This window comes from Priestia sp. HNGD-A6 (assembly GCF_045784335.1).
In the GTDB taxonomy this organism is placed as follows: domain Bacteria; phylum Bacillota; class Bacilli; order Bacillales; family Bacillaceae_H; genus Priestia; species Priestia zanthoxyli.
The window spans coordinates 801,035-818,877 of record NZ_CP138621.1; the positions used below are offsets into that span (position 1 = coordinate 801,035).

The 17,843-nt window shown below is 36.8% G+C and carries 14 protein-coding genes; 3 read left to right on the plus strand and 11 right to left on the minus strand.

Translation table 11 applies throughout. From position 1 onward, the window contains the following. Nucleotides 1-48: 48 nt before the first annotated feature. Together SCI76_RS04150 and SCI76_RS04155 are read right to left on the minus strand one after the other, a co-directional pair. Nucleotides 49-1,392: a 2-hydroxycarboxylate transporter family protein gene (locus tag SCI76_RS04150; protein WP_028413595.1), complete on the minus strand. Its 1,344-nt coding sequence runs from the start codon at nt 1,390-1,392 to the stop codon at nt 49-51. A 143-nt stretch (nt 1,393-1,535) separates the two neighbouring features. Continuing rightward, nucleotides 1,536-3,245: an NAD-dependent malic enzyme gene (locus SCI76_RS04155; protein WP_034269256.1), complete on the minus strand. Its 1,710-nt coding sequence runs from the start codon at nt 3,243-3,245 to the stop codon at nt 1,536-1,538. Between the two features lie 498 nt (nt 3,246-3,743). Between SCI76_RS04155 and SCI76_RS04160 the strand changes: the two genes are divergently transcribed. Further along, nucleotides 3,744-4,148 (plus strand): hypothetical protein, encoded by a 405-nt coding sequence (locus SCI76_RS04160; protein ID WP_048021248.1) that lies wholly within the window; start codon nt 3,744-3,746, stop codon nt 4,146-4,148. Between the two features lie 28 nt (nt 4,149-4,176). Here SCI76_RS04160 and SCI76_RS04165 read toward each other — a convergent pair whose 3' ends face one another. The 8 genes from SCI76_RS04165 to SCI76_RS04200 all read right to left on the minus strand — a co-directional run bounded on the left by SCI76_RS04165 (nt 4,177) and on the right by SCI76_RS04200 (nt 14,008). Continuing rightward, nucleotides 4,177-5,667: a peptide MFS transporter gene (locus SCI76_RS04165; RefSeq protein WP_048021250.1), complete on the minus strand. Its 1,491-nt coding sequence runs from the start codon at nt 5,665-5,667 to the stop codon at nt 4,177-4,179. 527 nt (nt 5,668-6,194) lie between these two features. Next, on the minus strand, nt 6,195-7,559 hold the full coding sequence (locus SCI76_RS04170) for an allantoinase (protein ID WP_063247284.1): 1,365 nt from the start codon (nt 7,557-7,559) through the stop codon (nt 6,195-6,197). Nucleotides 7,560-7,935: 376 nt separating this feature from the next. After that, nucleotides 7,936-9,363, minus strand: a complete 1,428-nt coding sequence (locus SCI76_RS04175; protein ID WP_063247283.1) for a cell wall metabolism sensor histidine kinase WalK — start codon at nt 9,361-9,363, stop codon at nt 7,936-7,938. Next, on the minus strand, nt 9,353-10,027 hold the full coding sequence (locus SCI76_RS04180) for a response regulator transcription factor (RefSeq protein ID WP_028413601.1): 675 nt from the start codon (nt 10,025-10,027) through the stop codon (nt 9,353-9,355). The genes SCI76_RS04175 and SCI76_RS04180 overlap by 11 nt, the downstream gene beginning before the upstream one ends. A 178-nt stretch (nt 10,028-10,205) precedes the next feature. Continuing rightward, complete coding sequence (locus tag SCI76_RS04185) at nt 10,206-10,364, minus strand: hypothetical protein (RefSeq protein WP_155017217.1); 159 nt, start codon at nt 10,362-10,364, stop codon at nt 10,206-10,208. 30 nt (nt 10,365-10,394) lie between these two features. Next, nucleotides 10,395-11,270: a peptidylprolyl isomerase gene (locus SCI76_RS04190; protein WP_407545064.1), complete on the minus strand. Its 876-nt coding sequence runs from the start codon at nt 11,268-11,270 to the stop codon at nt 10,395-10,397. 25 nt (nt 11,271-11,295) lie between these two features. Next, nucleotides 11,296-12,297, minus strand: a complete 1,002-nt coding sequence (locus tag SCI76_RS04195; RefSeq protein ID WP_033578795.1) for an acyltransferase family protein — start codon at nt 12,295-12,297, stop codon at nt 11,296-11,298. 298 nt (nt 12,298-12,595) lie between these two features. Continuing rightward, a complete protein-coding gene (locus SCI76_RS04200) occupies nt 12,596-14,008 on the minus strand; it encodes an amino acid permease (RefSeq protein WP_034269273.1) in 1,413 nt (470 codons plus the stop codon). 364 nt (nt 14,009-14,372) lie between these two features. Here SCI76_RS04200 and SCI76_RS04205 point away from each other — a divergent pair, with 364 nt between their 5' ends. Then, on the plus strand, nt 14,373-15,026 hold the full coding sequence (locus SCI76_RS04205; protein ID WP_048021259.1) for a GntR family transcriptional regulator: 654 nt from the start codon (nt 14,373-14,375) through the stop codon (nt 15,024-15,026). Between the two features lie 179 nt (nt 15,027-15,205). Here the strand turns inward: SCI76_RS04205 and nhaC are convergent, their stop codons facing one another. Beyond that, nucleotides 15,206-16,612 (minus strand): Na+/H+ antiporter NhaC, encoded by a 1,407-nt coding sequence (gene nhaC / locus SCI76_RS04210; RefSeq protein ID WP_028413606.1) that lies wholly within the window; start codon nt 16,610-16,612, stop codon nt 15,206-15,208. A 323-nt stretch (nt 16,613-16,935) separates the two neighbouring features. On the opposite strand from nhaC, the gene msrA reads away from it, so the two are divergent. Beyond that, complete coding sequence (gene msrA / locus SCI76_RS04215) at nt 16,936-17,841, plus strand: peptide-methionine (S)-S-oxide reductase MsrA (protein WP_407545065.1); 906 nt, start codon at nt 16,936-16,938, stop codon at nt 17,839-17,841. The last annotated feature ends 2 nt before the right edge of the window (nt 17,842-17,843 follow it).

A 17,843-nucleotide genomic window follows, 5' to 3' on the forward strand; every position in this document is an offset into this window, starting at 1 on the left:
GACAAAAAAAGCAGCTCGTACGAACCGAGCTGCTTTTTTGTTTTGATTTTATACTCCTAAAAGTTTCATAAGAAGCGTAGCTAAAATAACAGTGGAAGCGCCTCCAAGTCTTGTTGCTACTTGAGCAAATGGCATAAGTGACATACGGTTGGAAGCTGATAAAATCGCTACGTCTCCCGTACCTCCTAAACCGCTGTGACAGCCGGTTACAATTGCTGCATCCACCGGATGCATTTTCATCATTTTACCTACAAAATAACCGGTTGCTACCATAGCCATAACAACTGCTGCACATACGACTACATAACCTGGTGTCACAATTTTCACTACATCTTCAAGAGGAATATACAAAATTCCTAGGCCTACCATTAACGGCCATGTCAAGCTCGTAGAAATGAATTTGTACATATGGTAAGCACCTTGCTCCATCTTAGCAGGCATTACTTGTAAACATTTGACTAGCGTTGCCGCTACGATCATTAAAACTGGACCTGGAATTCCTAAAAACTTATGTGCTAAGCCTCCGAAAATAAAGAAACTACATGCAATTAAAAGACCTGCGCCCATTAACGAAAAATCTACTGGTTTCTTGATATTTGTATCTTCTGAGATGCCATCTCCGCCTTTTGTCTTCACAAGAACTCCATTACCTGTTAATTCAGGCTTTTTCTCTCCTAGACGTTTCATTAAGCCAGCACATACAATAGCAACGATGTTTCCAATAACAGCAGCTGGAATCATTTGCGACACAAAAGATTCTGCTGAACTACCTAAAATTTGAGAATAAGCAAGTGAAAGCGGTAAAATACCTTCACCAATTCCTCCTCCAATGATTGGTACAACAATATAGAAAAATGTATGTTTTGCTCCGTAACCAAATAACATCCCAACGGCTACGCCTGCAGCTACAGCGGCTAGCGTACCTAACACAAGCGGTACGAACATACGTGTAAAGCCTTGAATTAAAACTTTACGGTTCATGCCCAGAATACTTCCGGCTACTAAACAAGAAATATAAAGGTATAAAAAGTTTGATGTTTTCATCAAAGTTGTTACCGCTTCCATAGACGCGGGATTTAAAACATTATAAAAAACTAATACGGAAGGTACAAGCAGTGATAAAATAGCTGGTCCGCCAATATCTTTTAAAATCGGAATTTTTAATCCTAAATCACCAAGCAGCATTCCCATTACCATAATAATCGCAAATCCGCCAATCATATCTGGAGGAAGTTCGTTGTAAACGGCCGCGCCATATACAATTAATGCAAGTAAAACGTATAGCGGTAGAGGAATAACTCCTACTTTAATATTGTTGATTCGGTTCCAAAAACCCTTATTTTCAGGCTGTGAATCTTGAGTAAACGTTTCCAATTTACGTGCTGTATTCATCTCATAACCCCCTGTAGTTCTAATATAGAGAATCATACACAAGTTTAAAAAAACTATATACGTTATGTAACTTAAGAATTATTTTTGTAACTAAAAAAAGCACAGCTTCTTTTTTCAGAAGCTGTGCTTTTTCTATCTAAAAATTAAGCATTTACTGTTTCTAAAGCTTTAATTTCTTTGTATGTTGGTTCCCACATTGCTGCTTTTACTGCCGCTTTTACATCTGTTGGAACTTCTTTTGCAACGCCATCTTTAATTGCTGCGTTAGCAACCGCTAAAGCAACGTTATATGATACTTCACGTAATTCTTCTACGCGTGGTAGTAATGAAGCTCCTGGTTTGCTGCTGTCTACCATTTGAGCTACAGCGTGTGCACATGCTGCGAACATGCTGTCTGTAATAACTTCTGCTTTTACCACGATTGATCCAAGACCAAGACCAGGGAAAACAAAAGCATTATTAGATTGACCAATTTCATATTCCACACCGTCGTAGTTAACTGGTTCAAACGGACTTCCAGTCGCTACAAGTGCTTTTCCTTCTGTCCAATTTAATAGGTTTTCAGGAGTAGCTTCCGCAAGCGGAGTTGGATTTGACATTGGTAAAATAGCTGGGCGTTCTACATGCTTCGCCATTTCTTTTACGATTTCTTCTGAGAATGCGCCTGCTACACCAGACGTACCAATTAAGATTGTTGGCTTAACTTGTCTGACAACTTCTAAAAGAGAAATTTTGTCTTCTTCACGGTTCCAGTCCTTCACTTCTTCTGCTTTTCGTGCATAAGGCGTTTGGAAACCTAATAAGTCGTCCATGTCATCTGTTAAAAGGCCTCGGAAATCGACTGCCCAGAAGTTTTTGTATGCTTCATCTTCTGTGATCCCGTCTAATACCATTGCATCACGTACTTGATCTGCAATACCGATACCTGCTGTACCTGGTCCAAAGATTAAAACACGGTGGTCACGAAGTGGCATTTTAGACACTTGAACTGCTGAGAAAATAGCGGCAAGCGTTACGGCACCTGTGCCTTGAATATCATCATTAAACGTTAGAATTTCTTTTCCGTACTTGTTAATAATATTACGAGCATTTACATTACCGAAATCTTCCCAGTGTAACAGTGCATTAGGGAATATTTCAAGAGATTTTGAAATAAATTGATCTACGAAATGATCATAGCGCTCACCGCGGATACGTTCATGGCGGTTTCCGATATATAAAGGATCATTTAATAATTTTTCATTGTTTGTTCCTACATCAAGAACAACTGGAAGTACTCTGCTTGGATCGATTCCTGCTGCAGCTGTGTACACGGCTAATTTACCGATAGCAATATTAATACCACCAACGCCCCAGTCACCAATTCCTAAAATACTTTCTGAATCTGTAATAACCATTAAATCAATGTCTTCACTATTTGCATCGATATTTTTAAGAGCTTCTTCAATGCCTTCTACATTATCGATTGACAAGTATACGCCACCCGGACGGCGATATTCGTGGCTGTATTCTTGGATTGCTTGTCCAACTGTTGGTGTATAAACAACCGGAAGCATTTCTTTTAAGTGATCTTGCAATAAACGATAAAATAATACAGCATTACGGTTCTGTAAATCGTTTAAATACACATTCTTACCAAGGTTATCTGCCTGAGCTAAAAATTGCTCATATGCACGTTTTGCCTGCTCATCTAAACTTAAAGTCATTGGAGGAAGTAAACCTTCTAATCCTAACGTTTTACGCTCTTCTTTTGTAAAAGCTACTCCTTTGTTTAACATTGGAGCTCCTAAAATTTCTTTCCCACGTAAAGTCGTTTCAATTGTTTCATTATCTGTAAAAAATACGTTGCGCATACGACTATCTTCCTTTCTGTAGACTTGTATGACAAGCATACAAGTTGGTTAGATTTAAGTAATTGATACCTTATATGGATATTACTCATATTATTCAAATGTCCGTTAACTTTTTATGAATAGATTGCTAATTCATTTGACAATAGTATATTTTATGCCTATCTATTTCTGCTGTCAACTATTTTAGTAGAGCAATTTTTTAGTTATAAAGAGGTAGAAATTTCTGAATTTAATATCTTTTATCAATTTTCTTTTTATATAGGTACTAAGAACCTTCTTTATTCTATTCATCTCTTTTGGAAAGTCAAAACAATCCTTTAATATGGAAAAAATGTTTAATTATAAAAAATTTATTTTGAAATAATTTTAGTTTGCCTATAAAAGAATATTTTTTATTTTTTTGTCTATGCTGATTAGTGAATTACTATGAATATTCTTTCCTTTCTATCTATACATATAAACTACATAGTTCTTTTTTATAATAATGGAGGTTATTATATGTTAAAACCAGATACAGCTATTATTTTTGGATTTCTTATCGAAGAAGCGGCCAGTCGATTAGACGATCAAGAGATTAAAGAAATTGCGTCTAAAGAGCTAGAGAATGGAGAATTGGTGTTTGAAGAAGCCAGTTATTTTTATAAACGCTTTTTTATCCCTGCTTCCTCTGAATTAAGACAAGCTCTTCGCCGAGAGGTCTTATCGCTCCATTTAACATTAAATCAAATTAAAAATGCTTATGGCAACGGATCCATGTCTAAGATTGCTCATATGCATCAAATTATTGCAGAAACTGAAAAATCAACAAACGAACTTAACAGACTTTTAAATCTTGCGTTCTATGAGGGTGAGGACGATCAGACATACGCCTCCTTCATGAATATTTTTTCAAATAAATCATAAAAAAAACCGCCCTTAAGGACGGTTTTTTTTATTGAACACCTTTCATTAAACGCTGAATTTTTGGCGAAATCATTAGTACAATTACACCTAAAATGACCGATACTCCGCCCAGTGCAGCAAAATAAACAACTTGCGAAATGTTTTCATAGTATTGAACAAGCTGAGCATTGATTGCCTGCGCCGCTGCGCTTGTTAAGAACCATAAACTCATTGTCTGAGCCGAAAACGCTGCAGGTGCTAGTTTTGTTGTAGTTGATAATCCTACTGGTGATAAACAAAGCTCTCCAACTACAACTAAGAAGAAGCTTAACACTAGCCATAGCGGGCTCGCTAACGTTTCATTTCCATGAATACTAGCCGGGATAACCATGACAAGGAAAGAAAGCCCTGCAAATAAAAGTCCTAATGAAAATTTCTTTGGTGTAGAAGGCTGTCTGTTTCCTAATTTCACCCAAATTGCTGCAAAAACTGGAGCAAATATAATAATGAATAACGGATTTAACGATTGGAACCAGCCAACTGGAATTTTAAAGCCGCCATACGTTAGCTGTGTATGATCTTTTGCATACGTTGCTAAAATTGTTGACCCCTGCTCTTGAATTGCCCAGAACATTACTCCAGAAACAAAAAGAGGGATATAAGCTAATACGCGTGAACGCTCATCAGCTGTTGTCTTGGGACTCTTATACATAACCACAAAGTAAATAATAGGAATAACAATCGCTAAAATACTTACAAATAAAATAACGCCTTCAACTGTTAAAATACCTGCTAAAGAAGTCAGTACAATAAAGATAGCAAGTACAACTACAGCAAGTGCAATAGTACCAAAAACTTTTTTGCGTTCTTCTGGTTTTAAAGGGTTTGGAACTTGTCTGCCTGCACGACCTAAGGTTTTACCTCGTGTAGCCATAAATACAATTAGACCTAAAAGCATTCCTACTGCTGCGATTCCAAAACCTAAGTGATAATTATATTTTTCACCTACTGTTGAAACAACTAGCGGTGCGATAAATGCCCCTGCATTTACACCCATGTAGAAGATACTAAATCCAGCATCTCGACGGTTATCAGTCGGGCTATACATATCGCCCACAACGCTTGAAACGTTTGGTTTTAATAAACCTGTTCCAATGATAATCAAGAACATTGAAATAAACAGCGCTGTTACACCTGCTGGCAATGCAAGCACTAGATGTCCGAGCATAATAAATATACCGCCGTAAAACACCGTATTAGACGTACCTAAAATGCGGTCTGCAATCCAACCGCCAATAATTCCAGACATATAAACAAGAGAACCATAAATAGAAAAGATCGCTAAAGCGGTTCCTTGTTCCATTCCTAATCCACCGTTTGCAATTGTATCGTACATGTACAATACAAGTAGCGCACGCATTCCATAGTATGAAAAACGCTCCCAGAATTCTGTAAAGAACAAGGTAAATAAACCTTTAGGATGTCCGAAGAATCCTTTTTGAGGAACTGTTTCATACACTTTTTCTCTCTCTACCGACATATTCCTTAACCTCTCTTTCAACCGTAAACCACCATAGACAAAACTGTCAAAAAATTATGATGATATAAAAAAATAGAAACAAGAAAATTTTATTCTTATAAAATGATTCTGTCAATATCAGAATTTTACAATGAGTGCATAATATACGGTTTTTCATTATAAAATTGCACCTATAAAAAGCTTTAAATCAAGATTTCCTTTCTTAAAATATCTTTTTGAAAATTTTTTTATACAAAACCCTTGATTATAAAGCATCTGATTATCTACTTTTCATACAACCAGATAATATTTTTCTTTTTGGGAAATTTTTCTTTATATTTAAAAAGAAGCTTTATTCTTTTTAAATTATGCTTCCCTCAATCAAAAATATACTTTTTTAAAATAATAAAACCTTCTTTAAAAATGTCTCTTTTGTTATAGTAGATACTCTTTTTTCACCTATGTAATACTTTTAATATAAGTCATCCTCATTTTTTTATGTAAAAAAAGAGATAAAAGGTTTATTTTTCATCTCTTTTTTACTGTGCCTACAATTTTACGTATTCACCATTTACCATTTGTCCTTTGTGAAGAGGAAACACACCTTCTTCTTTAGTGTATACAATCGTTCCTCTATTAATGGTAGTTAAAATAACGCTATTAAATACCGTTCCTTCATATATACTGTGCTTATGTTTGAAAACCATTCCTTCTTTTGTCACTTTTTCAGTTTGATCCAGATCAACGATAACCAAATCCGCATCGGCTCCTAGCAAAATGCTTCCTTTTTTGGGATATAAGCCGAATCGTTTAGCTGGATTGGTTGATACAAGCTTTGAAATGTGAGAAAGAGAAATCCCTCTAGTGATCGCTCCTTCACTAATCATTGCTTGCAAAGAGTACTGACCGCCTGATATTCCACCCCAAACTTTAAATAAATCATTCTGATGAGCTGTTTTTAACTCAATCGGGCAAGGAGAATGATCCGAAGAAATCATATCTACTTCTTCTGATTGAATACATGCCCATAATTTTTCTTTTTGACTCCTGCTGCGAAGAGGAGGTGCACACTTAGCCGTTACGCCAATTTCTTCAAAGTCTTCCTCTGTAAAAAGTAAATAATGCGGACAAGTTTCCAGCGTAACGTTCATTCCATTCTTCTTTGCTTCCGTAATAAGCTGCACTGCTTCATAGCTGCTAATGTGTACAAAGTGAAGCGGACATCCCGTTTCTTCACCGTACTCAAGCGCTTGCTTTACTGCGTTTACTTCTGCTACAACCGGTCTCGTTTCTAAATAATCTTTAATAGCCGTTTGCTTTTGCTTCTGTTTAGCCTGTTCAAGCTTTTGTATTAAGTCATTTCTTTCAGCATGCAGGGCAAGCACTTTATTTAGTTTTGCAATCTCTTTCATTCCTTCGTATAATGTGAGGTCATCTGAGAAATCAAATTCAGAACCTGCTTCTGACATAAATGCTTTAAAACCTATTACACCCGAATGAGCCATTTTGGCTAATTCTTCTTTATTACCAGGAACCAACCCTCCCCATAGACCGTAATCTACTACTGACTTTTGATCAGCCAGCTTTTTCTTTTCCCACAGCGCTGCTTCTGTTACGGTAGGAGGAACGCCGTTTAAAGGCATATCAAAATATGTAGTGCAGCCTCCTGCGGCCATAGATGCTGAACCGTAGTCAAACCCTTCCCAATGGTCTCGGCTCGGTTCATCAAAATGCACATGAATATCAATCATTCCAGGCAGAACATATTTGCCTTTAGCATCTACGTATTTTTTTGCTGGTATGCTAACACCTTGCGCTATTTCTGCAATCTTTCCTTTTTTAACACCTATGTCCGCTTTTACTATTTCGTCTTCTAATACGACCGAACCATCCCGAATAATTAAATCGTACATATTATCAAACTCCCCTTTACTTACTTCATCTTTTTGTTAAACGAAGTAGTCTGCTATTGTTCTATCATGCACTGTTTCCTTTAAAAAGTCTTTATCATTGTAAAGAACCCTGACACACAGACTGATTATTACGTCAGTTAATATAACTGAATTATCCGATTTTTTCATTCGCCATTTTGTCTAAACTTTTCTTTTTCATTTGGTCACTTTCACTAACTGAAAAGAGATGGAGACATAACTAAATCAACGGACGAACAAATTGGATAAATGAAACCTACCTCCACTCTAACCATAAAAAAATCCGAACGAGTTTGATTCTCCATCAAGAATCAAACTTGTTCGGATCTTCCTTCAACTAATTTTGTCACAGTCTCTTTTAACTCTTTTTTACTTTTTGTGACATTGGCAACCTTACTGTAAATGTACTTCCTTTTTCTTGTTCACTTTCTACATCAATTTTGCCTTTATGTGTTTCTACGATCCATTTAGCGATTGCTAGGCCTAGCCCGTGACCTCCCATTTGACGGGAACGCGATTTGTCAGCACGATAAAAGCGGTCAAAGATTCGATCCTTTTCATCTGGATGGATCCCAACGCCCGTATCACGTACTTTTAATATACATTCACTCCCGTGCTGAACTACTTGAATGTTTACACTGCCATGAGGAGTCGTATATTTAATCGCATTATCTAACAAAATGTAAATCAGCTGAGTTAGACGCTCTTGATCTCCAGTTACCACTAATTTTTCCGGTGTATCCAGCTGCAAATCAATATGTTTAGAAACCGCTAGGGTTTCAACGGATTCCATTACCTTTTGCACCGCGTCTGTAATATCAAAGGGCATCATTGCTTTTTCTACTTTATTAGAGTCTGAGCGTGCAAGCGTAAGCAAATCACTGACGAGACTCGTCATGCGCTTCACTTCAGCTTTCATATTATTGATTAATTTTTTAGAAAAAGGATCTTCTGTTACTTCCTCCTGCATTTCTAAAGCGTTGATAGAAGAAAGCATAACGCTAAGCGGCGTTCTTAACTCATGGGATGCATCCGCCACAAACTCTTTTTGCTTTTGGAAAGCTGTTTCAATTGGGACCATGGCACGTTTTGACATTAAGCGGCTGATATAAATGGCTACTCCTACAAACAGGACGGTAAGGCTTAACATAATAATAAGGAGCCACTTTAACAGCTGATAAAGAAATGAAACGTCTTTTCCAATATAAAGCATCCCTAAAAATTGACCTTTATAAAAAATAGGTTCACCCGCCATCATCAAATCAATATCTATTCTGCCTTCCCCGTTTTGCCCTTTTACTCCTTCAATGTGTTCAAAACTAGGACGGGGAGCTTTTATTCGTTCTTTCCTCACTTCATTTTCAATAGGGATCCACCCATCAATTAAATCTAACAAGTTAGAGCGAAGCCGCTCACTCGCTTCGTTTCCCATAATAAGATCCCCTTCAGGACTGATGACATAATAAAAAAACTGATCTTCACCGGCTACGACAATGTTTTTGTACTCTTCTTTTGACTGCTGATTCGAGCTGTTTATCGCTTGTTTAATTAAGATGCTTTGGACAATTCGAGACTCTTGTTTTAACATGCTATTTAAGTTTTGCTGCTGACTATTGGATACAACCACATACACCAATGCATAAACAATAAATACGAATAAAAGCAGAAACAGCATTAGCAATGCGCTGTATCGGAATGTTAAACGATTTTGCGTCTGGCTGAATAAATCTTGCTTTACTTTTTGTTTTACTTTCTGTTTAGCTCTTGTAAGGAGTTTAGCTTTCAATTTTGTAGCCTACTCCGCGAATGCTTTGAATAAGATCCTGTTTGTTGAATTTCTCTAGTTTTTTCCGCAAAAGTTTAACCGTCGCATCAATCGTTTTAATGGAAACATCTGATTCATATCCCCATACCCGGTCTAAAATAATATCTCGAGAAAGAACTTGTCCTTTGTTTTTTACTAAAAAATCTAGCAGTTGAAATTCACGAGGACTTAATTGAATAAACTCCTCGTCAAACTGCACGGTTTGACTTGCTCTTTTTAATATCATGCTGGCAATCTCTACTTCTTCTTCTAAAATTGGTGCATAATTACGACGAGCCAAAGCGCGAAGCCTTGCAAGCAGCTCATCAATTTCAAATGGCTTAATAACGTAATCATCCGCTCCCGCATCTAAGCCTTGTATACGATCTTGAACCGCATCTTTTGCTGTTAACATAAGAATGGCCCCGGCGTATCCTTCTTTTCTTAGACGTTTACATACATCGATTCCGTCTCCATTGGGCATCATCCAGTCAAGAATTAACACATCATAATGTGCTTCAGATGCATAGTCATATGCATCATTCCCTTCCGTCACCCATTCGACGTTATAGCCTCCTTTTTTCTTCAGCATATAACTAACTAATTCACCTAGCTGCAAATCATCTTCTGCTAGCAGTACGTTCATTCTGCGTAACTCCTTCCTTCGTTTGATACATTTCCCTGCATCCTTTTGTTTACTTTATTATACAAAAAGAATCAGCAGAAACAAGCTGCCTCTACTGATCTCTTTTCATTTTAATTTTCCCTACCTGTATTAAGAACGAGAGCAAACTGCTGTTCAGCCGTTCGCGTCTTTTGTACTTTTATGAATGACTAACGATTTGATTTGAATATGAAGGATTTGATCCATTAACAGTTTCTGTGACCTTTACAACACGCCGGCATATTTCAGCTCGTACACCTCTGTGCTTCAATTGTTCGACGATTTTTTCTAATTTGCTATAAGACGCTGTTTGTTTCATATCCATCCCCTCATTTCGTTAAGGTATTATTTATGAATCAAGTTTGTTTGTAATATCATACTTTTTCTTTAGCTTTTGTAACCATGTTGGATACTCTGTTTGGTATTTTTGATCAAGCAGCGTTTGCTTGATTTTTGCTTTGCTGTTTTCATATGTTGCTTTTTGCGCTTCTTTTTTGCCTGTTACTTTAATAATATGGTAACCGTATTCTGTTTTAACAGGATCACTTACTTCATTTACCTTCATTGAAAATGCTTTGTTGGCAAAAGCTTCGACCATATCGCCTTTTTTGAAGTATCCAAGGTTTCCGCCATCTGATTTAGAAGCTGTATCCGTTGAATATTCTTTTGCTAGCTTTGCAAAATCTTCTCCTTTATCAAGCTTTTCCTTTACTTCTTTTGCTGTTTTTTCGTCTGCTACTAAGATATGACTAGCTTTTACCTGTGCTTCTGTAGCTAGTGAATTTTTATTTTGATTAAAGTACGATTTCATTTCACTATCTTTAATATTAATAGTCGACTCGACCATTTTTTTTGCTTCAATATTCGTCTTTAAATCTTTTTTCAGCTCTGACAATTTTACACCGCTAGATGCTAATGCTTGATTTAGTGCATCTTCTCCACCGTACTGACTTTTAAGGTTTTCTAATTCAGCATTAATTTCTTTATCGGTTACTTTAATATTTTGTTTAGCTGCTTCTTTTGAAATGACTTTTTGTTCGATTAGTGAATCAAGGACGCTTGATCCTCCTTGAGCAAGAAGAGCATCATACAGCTGATCTTTTGTGATTTTTTCATCACCAACGGTAGCAACTACCTTTGATTTATTCATTGCTACGGCACCAATAGCTACTGCAGCAATAATGACAACGGCTGCGATAATCATAATTATTTTGTTTTTAGACATCATTAAACTCCTTTTCCATTTCTCATTACTTACCTAAACTTAAACTTTTGCGCGTTGGTAACGGTTTAAGCTCAATTAAAGGCCTTGCAATCGTAGATACGTATTTACTCGACAACAGCCACGCCACTCCACAAGCTCCAATCAAAAGAATGCTGTATCCTTGTACACTTTCTATCCAGTCTCCAAAAGAAGATAAGCGAATATATTTAATCAGAAATCCATGTAGCAAATACACATAAAAGGTTTGAGCACCTCGAGATGTAAAAGACATCGTCTGTGTAGGGATCAAAGCTAAAAAGGAAACCGTCATCGCTAAGCTGATGCTATAAAATAGTGTACGAATGATCATTCCCTCTACTTGATTTACACCTAAGGAGGCATAAGATTTTGAACCAAATAGCCACTCTTTCTCAAAATCCGGTGCTACGTACTGGATCCACAGAGCAATAATGAGCAATGTGCCTCCAGCTATTTTCTTACAAGAAACAGACGTCAACTTTTTAAAATGTTCTTTTTTCATATAAAACCCTGCTAAGAAGAAGGGGAAGAATACAAATGTTCTAGAAAGACTTAACGTTGTTTCTAGCGGTTCACATAAGCCAATCATAATTCCTAAAACTGCCGCGACGGCTAAAGGATATTTGATCTTTGTAAAAATGAACAGCATCGCATTCCAACAAAACAAACTTAGTAAAAACCACAGTGACCAAGCTGGCTGAAATACTGAAACTTCAAATGACGATTCATCATACAGTTTATAATCATATACCGCATAGATAAGTTGAAAGATAATATAAGGAAGTAATACTTTCTTCGCCATCTTCCACATATATCCTTTCTTTCGGTATCCCTTTGCAAAATATCCACTTATTAAAATAAACGCTGGCATATGAAAAGTATAAATAAATATGTAGAGTGTTCGTAACCACTGTTCATCATTAATGAAGGGAGTTAACAAATGGCCAAACACTACCAGTACAATTAAGATAAATTTCACGTTATCAAAATACGCATCCCGCTTAGCCATTTGACTTCCTCCTTTCTTTTACGTTCTATGGATTTGTACGACGTGCTGCTGCGAATATCTTTTCTTTACATCCCTTACTATACATAGTGAAAATGAAAAAACAGTGAAAACTTTTCTTTTTTCTATTTTTAAATAAGGCGCCGCTAAATAAGTTTGACAAATGGCGCCTCTTTCTCTACTATATAGATACGCACCCTATCCAATTCAATTTCGCTTGTTGCGGGACACTTAACCAGTACGGATGGATAGGGTGTTTTTGTATTGCAAAAAAAAGCAGAAGACCTAGGTCTTCTGCTTTTTATTTTGCTATAGGCTGACTGTCATCTTTTCCGTTTTCTTTTTTACTTTTTAAATAATAAAACAGATAACAAAAAAGGACAAACGGGATACCGCAGTATAATGCGATACGCTGACTCTTATCAAAAGCAAGTCCTACACAAGCAGCAAAGCATAAAACGAATGCTAAGATAGGAACGAGAGGATATAAAGGAGCTTTGTAAACAAGCTTTGATACATCATTTCCTTCTTTAATATAGCGTCTTCTGAACATAAAATGAGAAGCTGCAATAGCCATCCATACAGCTACCACCGCAAATCCAGAAATAGAAACTAATACTAAGTAAACAGTAGTTGGTGCAACCACGCTTGACAGCAAGGACAGACAAGCCACTCCCATGCTGATAAGCAACGAATTAAATGGAACTCCTTTAGACGTTACTTTCCCTAACCAGCTGCTAACCATTTTTTGATCGGATAATGACCAGAGCATTCTCGAGCATGCATATAAGCCTGCATTAGCGTTTGATAGTAAAGCTGTTAAAATAACCAAGTTCATAATATCTGCTGCATAAGGAATACCTATTTGATCAAACACCGTCACAAAAGGACTTTCTAACACTCCTGCTTGTTTCCATGAGATCAACCCAGATAGTACAAACATGGCGCCAATAAAGAAGAAGAATGTACGCCAAATGATATTTTTAATGGCTCGAGGTATGTTCTTTTCTGGATCTTCTGTTTCTCCCGCCGTAATACCAATTAATTCTGTTCCTGAAAAAGCAAAACTCACGGAAACCATCGTAATTAATACAGGCATAAGTCCATTTGGAAATAAACCGCCCTCTCCTGTAAAATGAGAAAGCATCGGCGCTTTTTCATGACCGCTAAGTGGAATGAATCCAAACATCGCTGCTGCGCCTAAAATAATAAATACAATAATCGTTAATACTTTAATACTTGAAAACCAAAATTCTGTTTCGCCGAAAAAACGTACAGATGTTGCATTTAAACCAAATAATAAAAGAGCAAACAGCGCGCTCCATATCCAAACCGAAACGTCAGGAAACCATCTTTGCATAAGCAGCCCAGACGCTGTAAACTCCGAACCGACAGATACTACCCAAGTCAGCCAGTAGAGCCAGCCCACCGCAAAACCAGTTCCCGGCCCTATAAACTTTGTAGCGTATACTTGAAATGATCCTGACACAGGCATTGCTACGCTTAGTTCCCCTAGACATATCATGACTAAATACATAATTAATCCACCGATTAAATAAGCAAGGAGCGTTCCCCCAGGACCTGCTGCATTAATTGTATAGCCAGAATTAAGAAACAACCCCGTACCGATAACACCGCCAAGGGAAATCATAAATAAATGACGGCTTTTCATTTTTCTTTGTAACTGATTCATAGATGTTGTATTCTCACCCATTATGTACCTCCTTTTTTATAGTAAACCCATCCAAAAACTTGGTTTTTTTACATATTCTCTATAGTCTCTTCTCTTCAGGAATAGGCTCTATTTCTTCGATATGTACGAATTTTGTATATTGTATACAATATACACTTCTTAAATCTTTTTACGATTATATCATTTTTCAGATTTTTTACAACAATGAATAGTAAAAAATATTTCAATAATTCTATTTTTTTATATTCTAACTAAGATTAAATGAAGTGATATGATATGATTATTTTTACACCTGTACGTTCTTTCTTGCTATTTTTATACTCTTTCATCACCATGACATGAAGAGAAAGAACAGCTGATGCGATATTTATTTTAGGGGGAAACAATGAACAAGGGGCCTATGATTTATCATTCATTAAAAGATCATGTATATAACTACATAGCAAGTCAAATTCAAGAAGGTACACTGCTGCCTAACGACAAAATAAATGAAGCCAGTATTTGTTCTCAGCTGAATGTCAGCCGAACGCCTGTAAGAGAAGCGCTTATTAAATTAGCTTCAGACAACCTATTAGAATACAGACCGCGCAGAGGGTTTACTGTAAAGGAAATTGATACACAAAAAAAACTAGAAGTATTTGAAATCGTCGGTGCTTTAGATGGTCTGGCAGCTGCCTTGTCGATTGATCACTTAACTGAAGAAGATTTTACGAAGATGGATGAGCTTATTAAAAAAATCGATGTTTCGATTGAATCAGAAAATTATCAGGATTATCAAAAATATCAAACGTATTTTCATCGAGTATATTTGAACCGATGCGATAATGTGACCTTAAAAGAACAGCTTATGTCTTTACAAGACGGATTCATCAGACAAACGTACTTTAGCGATGACACCAAAGAGCTATACGCCATTTTACGCGTAATGAATGAACATCACCGCCATATTCTAAAACTTCTGCAGCAGAAAAAAAAGGCCGATGTTCAGCTTTATCTTCAAAATGTTCACTGGAAAATCGAATACCCAGAAATGATTTGATCAAAAAGAACTCGAGACATAACTAAATCAATTCGATCAACAGCTAGAAGAAACGAAATACATGAAACCTACGTTTATCATACCAATGAAAAAATCCGAACGAAGTTGATTCTTCATTAAGAATCTCAATTCATCGTTCGGATTTTTCTTCAACTAAAACTCTTTTGTCCCAGCCTCTTTTATTTTGCTATAGCAGAACGCTGTTTTTCTTCTTTTACGTACCAAATGAATTTCCCTGTATATCCGTAAACAATCGCCAAAATAATAGAGACAAAACTGAGCCACATAAACGGCAGATAAGCGAATGTAGAGATCCCAAGCGTTGTAGCTAGAAATACACCGTTATCCGTCCACGGAACCATTCCAGAAGTTAAGGTTCCCCCTACTTCTGAGTTACGGGCAAGCACTAGACGCTGTATTCTTAACTTATCGTAACTTTTCTCCATAATTTTCGGTGTTAAAATTAATGAAACATACATCGCACAACCAAATATATTTCCTAATAATCCAACGAAAATAGTAGAAGCCGTAACGTTTCCTGAATTGACAAGAATTTTTTCAAATTTAGATAGCAGGACTTCTAAGACGCCGAGCTCATCTAATAACCCGCCAAATCCTAGTCCAAAAATAATGACAATAATAGAACCGACCATGCTTAAAATTCCGCCACGATTTAATAGCTCACTTAAAAATGTGTTGTCGGTATTAATTTTAAATCCTTCATAAGCCGTATTAAATGCGCTCGCCACATCCATATGTTGAAAGACAACTGCCCATATAATTCCTAATAATGAACCAACCGCAATTGCTGGAAGAGAAGGTTTCTTTAATGCTAAAAGGACAATGACAGCCAAAGCCGGAATCAGCATCCACCCGCTGATGTGAAATGTATCCAACAGCGAAGATTTTAATTCTTCTACCCGTCCAGCATCAAAATCTTTTCCCCCATACATAAACCCTGTTACCGTAAATAATACTGCCGTAATGAGATAAGCAGGAATATCCAATACTAACATTGCTTTTACGTGATCGATAACGTTCACTCGGGCCATTGACGCAGATAAAATGGTACTATCAGAAAGAGGAGAAAGCTTGTCTCCAAAATAAGCTCCTGAAATCACGGCTCCAGCTACTAAAGGAAGCGGCATACCTAAGCCTTGTCCGATTCCCATCATCGCGATTCCGGCTGTACCAACCGTTCCCCAAGATGTTCCTGTTGAAATCGAGGTAATAGAGCAAATGATAAGTGTAGCAAGTAAAAAGAATGTTGGATTAATAAACTCTAATCCAAAATAAATGAGAGAAGGAACAACTCCTCCGGCAATCCATGTTCCAATTAACGTACCGACGGCTAATAAAATTAAAATAGCTTCTAAGCCGTTTGATATTCCTCTTGTAATGGCCCCTTGCAGCTGATTATACGTATATCCAAGTCGTACTCCTAGCGCCATAACAATAAACCATGAAATAAATAAAGCGAGCTGAATAGGTAAATCAAAAACAGTTGCAAACGAAATAACAACAGCTAAAAATAAAGCAAGCACAATCATTATTTCCCACATAGATGGTAAACGGGTTGTGTTCAAACTAGCTCCTCCTAAACTGGTATGTAGATTCTGGAATGTGGTATCGTTTAAGAGCAAAACGTCCTTATTTTTTAATTGTTCCTCTTACTGCTCCAACGTATGTATTTCTATGAGTACTTAAACAATAAACTGCATCTTTTTAAGAACATAAAATAAGGATACTCGCGTAAACAATAAGCCATCTTTCTTTTATCCAGTGGTCATAATACCATAAGAGTGTGCTTTCTTACAAGACTCGTTATAAAGCGCTTTCTGTTTGTTTATACATTTTAATATATAAATATATTTTCATTTATTTTATTCAACGAAAAGAGGAAAGTAACATGAAAGAATATGCAACGTTTGCAGGAGGATGCTTTTGGTGCATGGTCGCTCCTTTTGATCAGCTTACAGGAATCATTAGTATCCGCTCGGGCTACGCTAGAGATGAACAAATCGCTTCTGAAGCTAAACAGGAAAGCGAGTACGTAGAGGCCGTGCAAATTGTATGGGATCCTTCTCAAATTACGTTTGAAGAGCTGCTTAACCTGTATTGGCAGCAAATTGACCCTACGGATTCCGCCGGACAGTTTTCAGACCGCGGACCATCGTATCGAGCCATTATTTTTTATCATAACGAAAAGCAAAAAGAAGTGGCTCTCGATTCTAAAAGAAAGCTCGCCCAAAGCAGACGTTTTAAGAACCCTATCGTCACACCTATTTTACCTTTTTCTTCTTTTTACGAAGCAGAAGAACAGCAGCAGGATTATTATCGAAAAAATGCATTTCACTATAAATTATACAAAGAAGGCTCGGGGCGAACTGATTTTCTGACGCAGCATTGGCCCAAGGACCGCTCTTACCTTAAAAAGTTCCTAACGCCTATGCAATATTTTGTTACGCAGGAAAACGGAACCGAACCCCCTTTTACAAATTTATATTGGAATAACAAAAAAAAAGGAATTTACGTTGACCTTCTAACTGGAGAAGCACTGTTCAAAACGTCAGATCAGCTTCCTTCTCATACAGGCTGGCCCATTTTTAAGCGTCCTATCTTATACGGAAACATAAAAAAAGTGCCGGCTCAGCATTCAACAGCGCTAAAAAGCAAAGAAGGAGATAACTATCTTGGTTTACTTTTAACAGAAGAAAACAGCGAATACTATCAAGTAAATTCTGCGGCTCTTCGCTTTATTCCAAAAGAGAAGCTTAAAGAAGAAGGCTATGAAGATTTTTTAATTTTGTTTTGATG

Bases quoted from the DNA above. Each gene is read 5' to 3' on its own strand.
- SCI76_RS04150 (WP_028413595.1), bottom strand. From the start codon at position 1,392: ATGAATACAGCACGTAAATTGGAAACGTTTACTCAAGATTCACAGCCT.
- SCI76_RS04155 (WP_034269256.1), bottom strand. From the start codon at position 3,245: ATGCGCAACGTATTTTTTACAGATAATGAAACAATTGAAACGACTTTA.
- SCI76_RS04160 (WP_048021248.1), top strand. From the start codon at position 3,744: ATGTTAAAACCAGATACAGCTATTATTTTTGGATTTCTTATCGAAGAA.
- SCI76_RS04165 (WP_048021250.1), bottom strand. From the start codon at position 5,667: ATGTCGGTAGAGAGAGAAAAAGTGTATGAAACAGTTCCTCAAAAAGGA.
- SCI76_RS04170 (WP_063247284.1), bottom strand. From the start codon at position 7,559: ATGTACGATTTAATTATTCGGGATGGTTCGGTCGTATTAGAAGACGAA.
- SCI76_RS04180 (WP_028413601.1), bottom strand. From the start codon at position 10,027: ATGAACGTACTGCTAGCAGAAGATGATTTGCAGCTAGGTGAATTAGTT.
- SCI76_RS04185 (WP_155017217.1), bottom strand. From the start codon at position 10,364: ATGAAACAAACAGCGTCTTATAGCAAATTAGAAAAAATCGTCGAACAA.
- SCI76_RS04190 (WP_407545064.1), bottom strand. From the start codon at position 11,270: ATGTCTAAAAACAAAATAATTATGATTATCGCAGCCGTTGTCATTATT.
- SCI76_RS04195 (WP_033578795.1), bottom strand. From the start codon at position 12,297: ATGGCTAAGCGGGATGCGTATTTTGATAACGTGAAATTTATCTTAATT.
- SCI76_RS04200 (WP_034269273.1), bottom strand. From the start codon at position 14,008: ATGGGTGAGAATACAACATCTATGAATCAGTTACAAAGAAAAATGAAA.
- SCI76_RS04205 (WP_048021259.1), top strand. From the start codon at position 14,373: ATGAACAAGGGGCCTATGATTTATCATTCATTAAAAGATCATGTATAT.
- msrA (WP_407545065.1), top strand. From the start codon at position 16,936: ATGAAAGAATATGCAACGTTTGCAGGAGGATGCTTTTGGTGCATGGTC.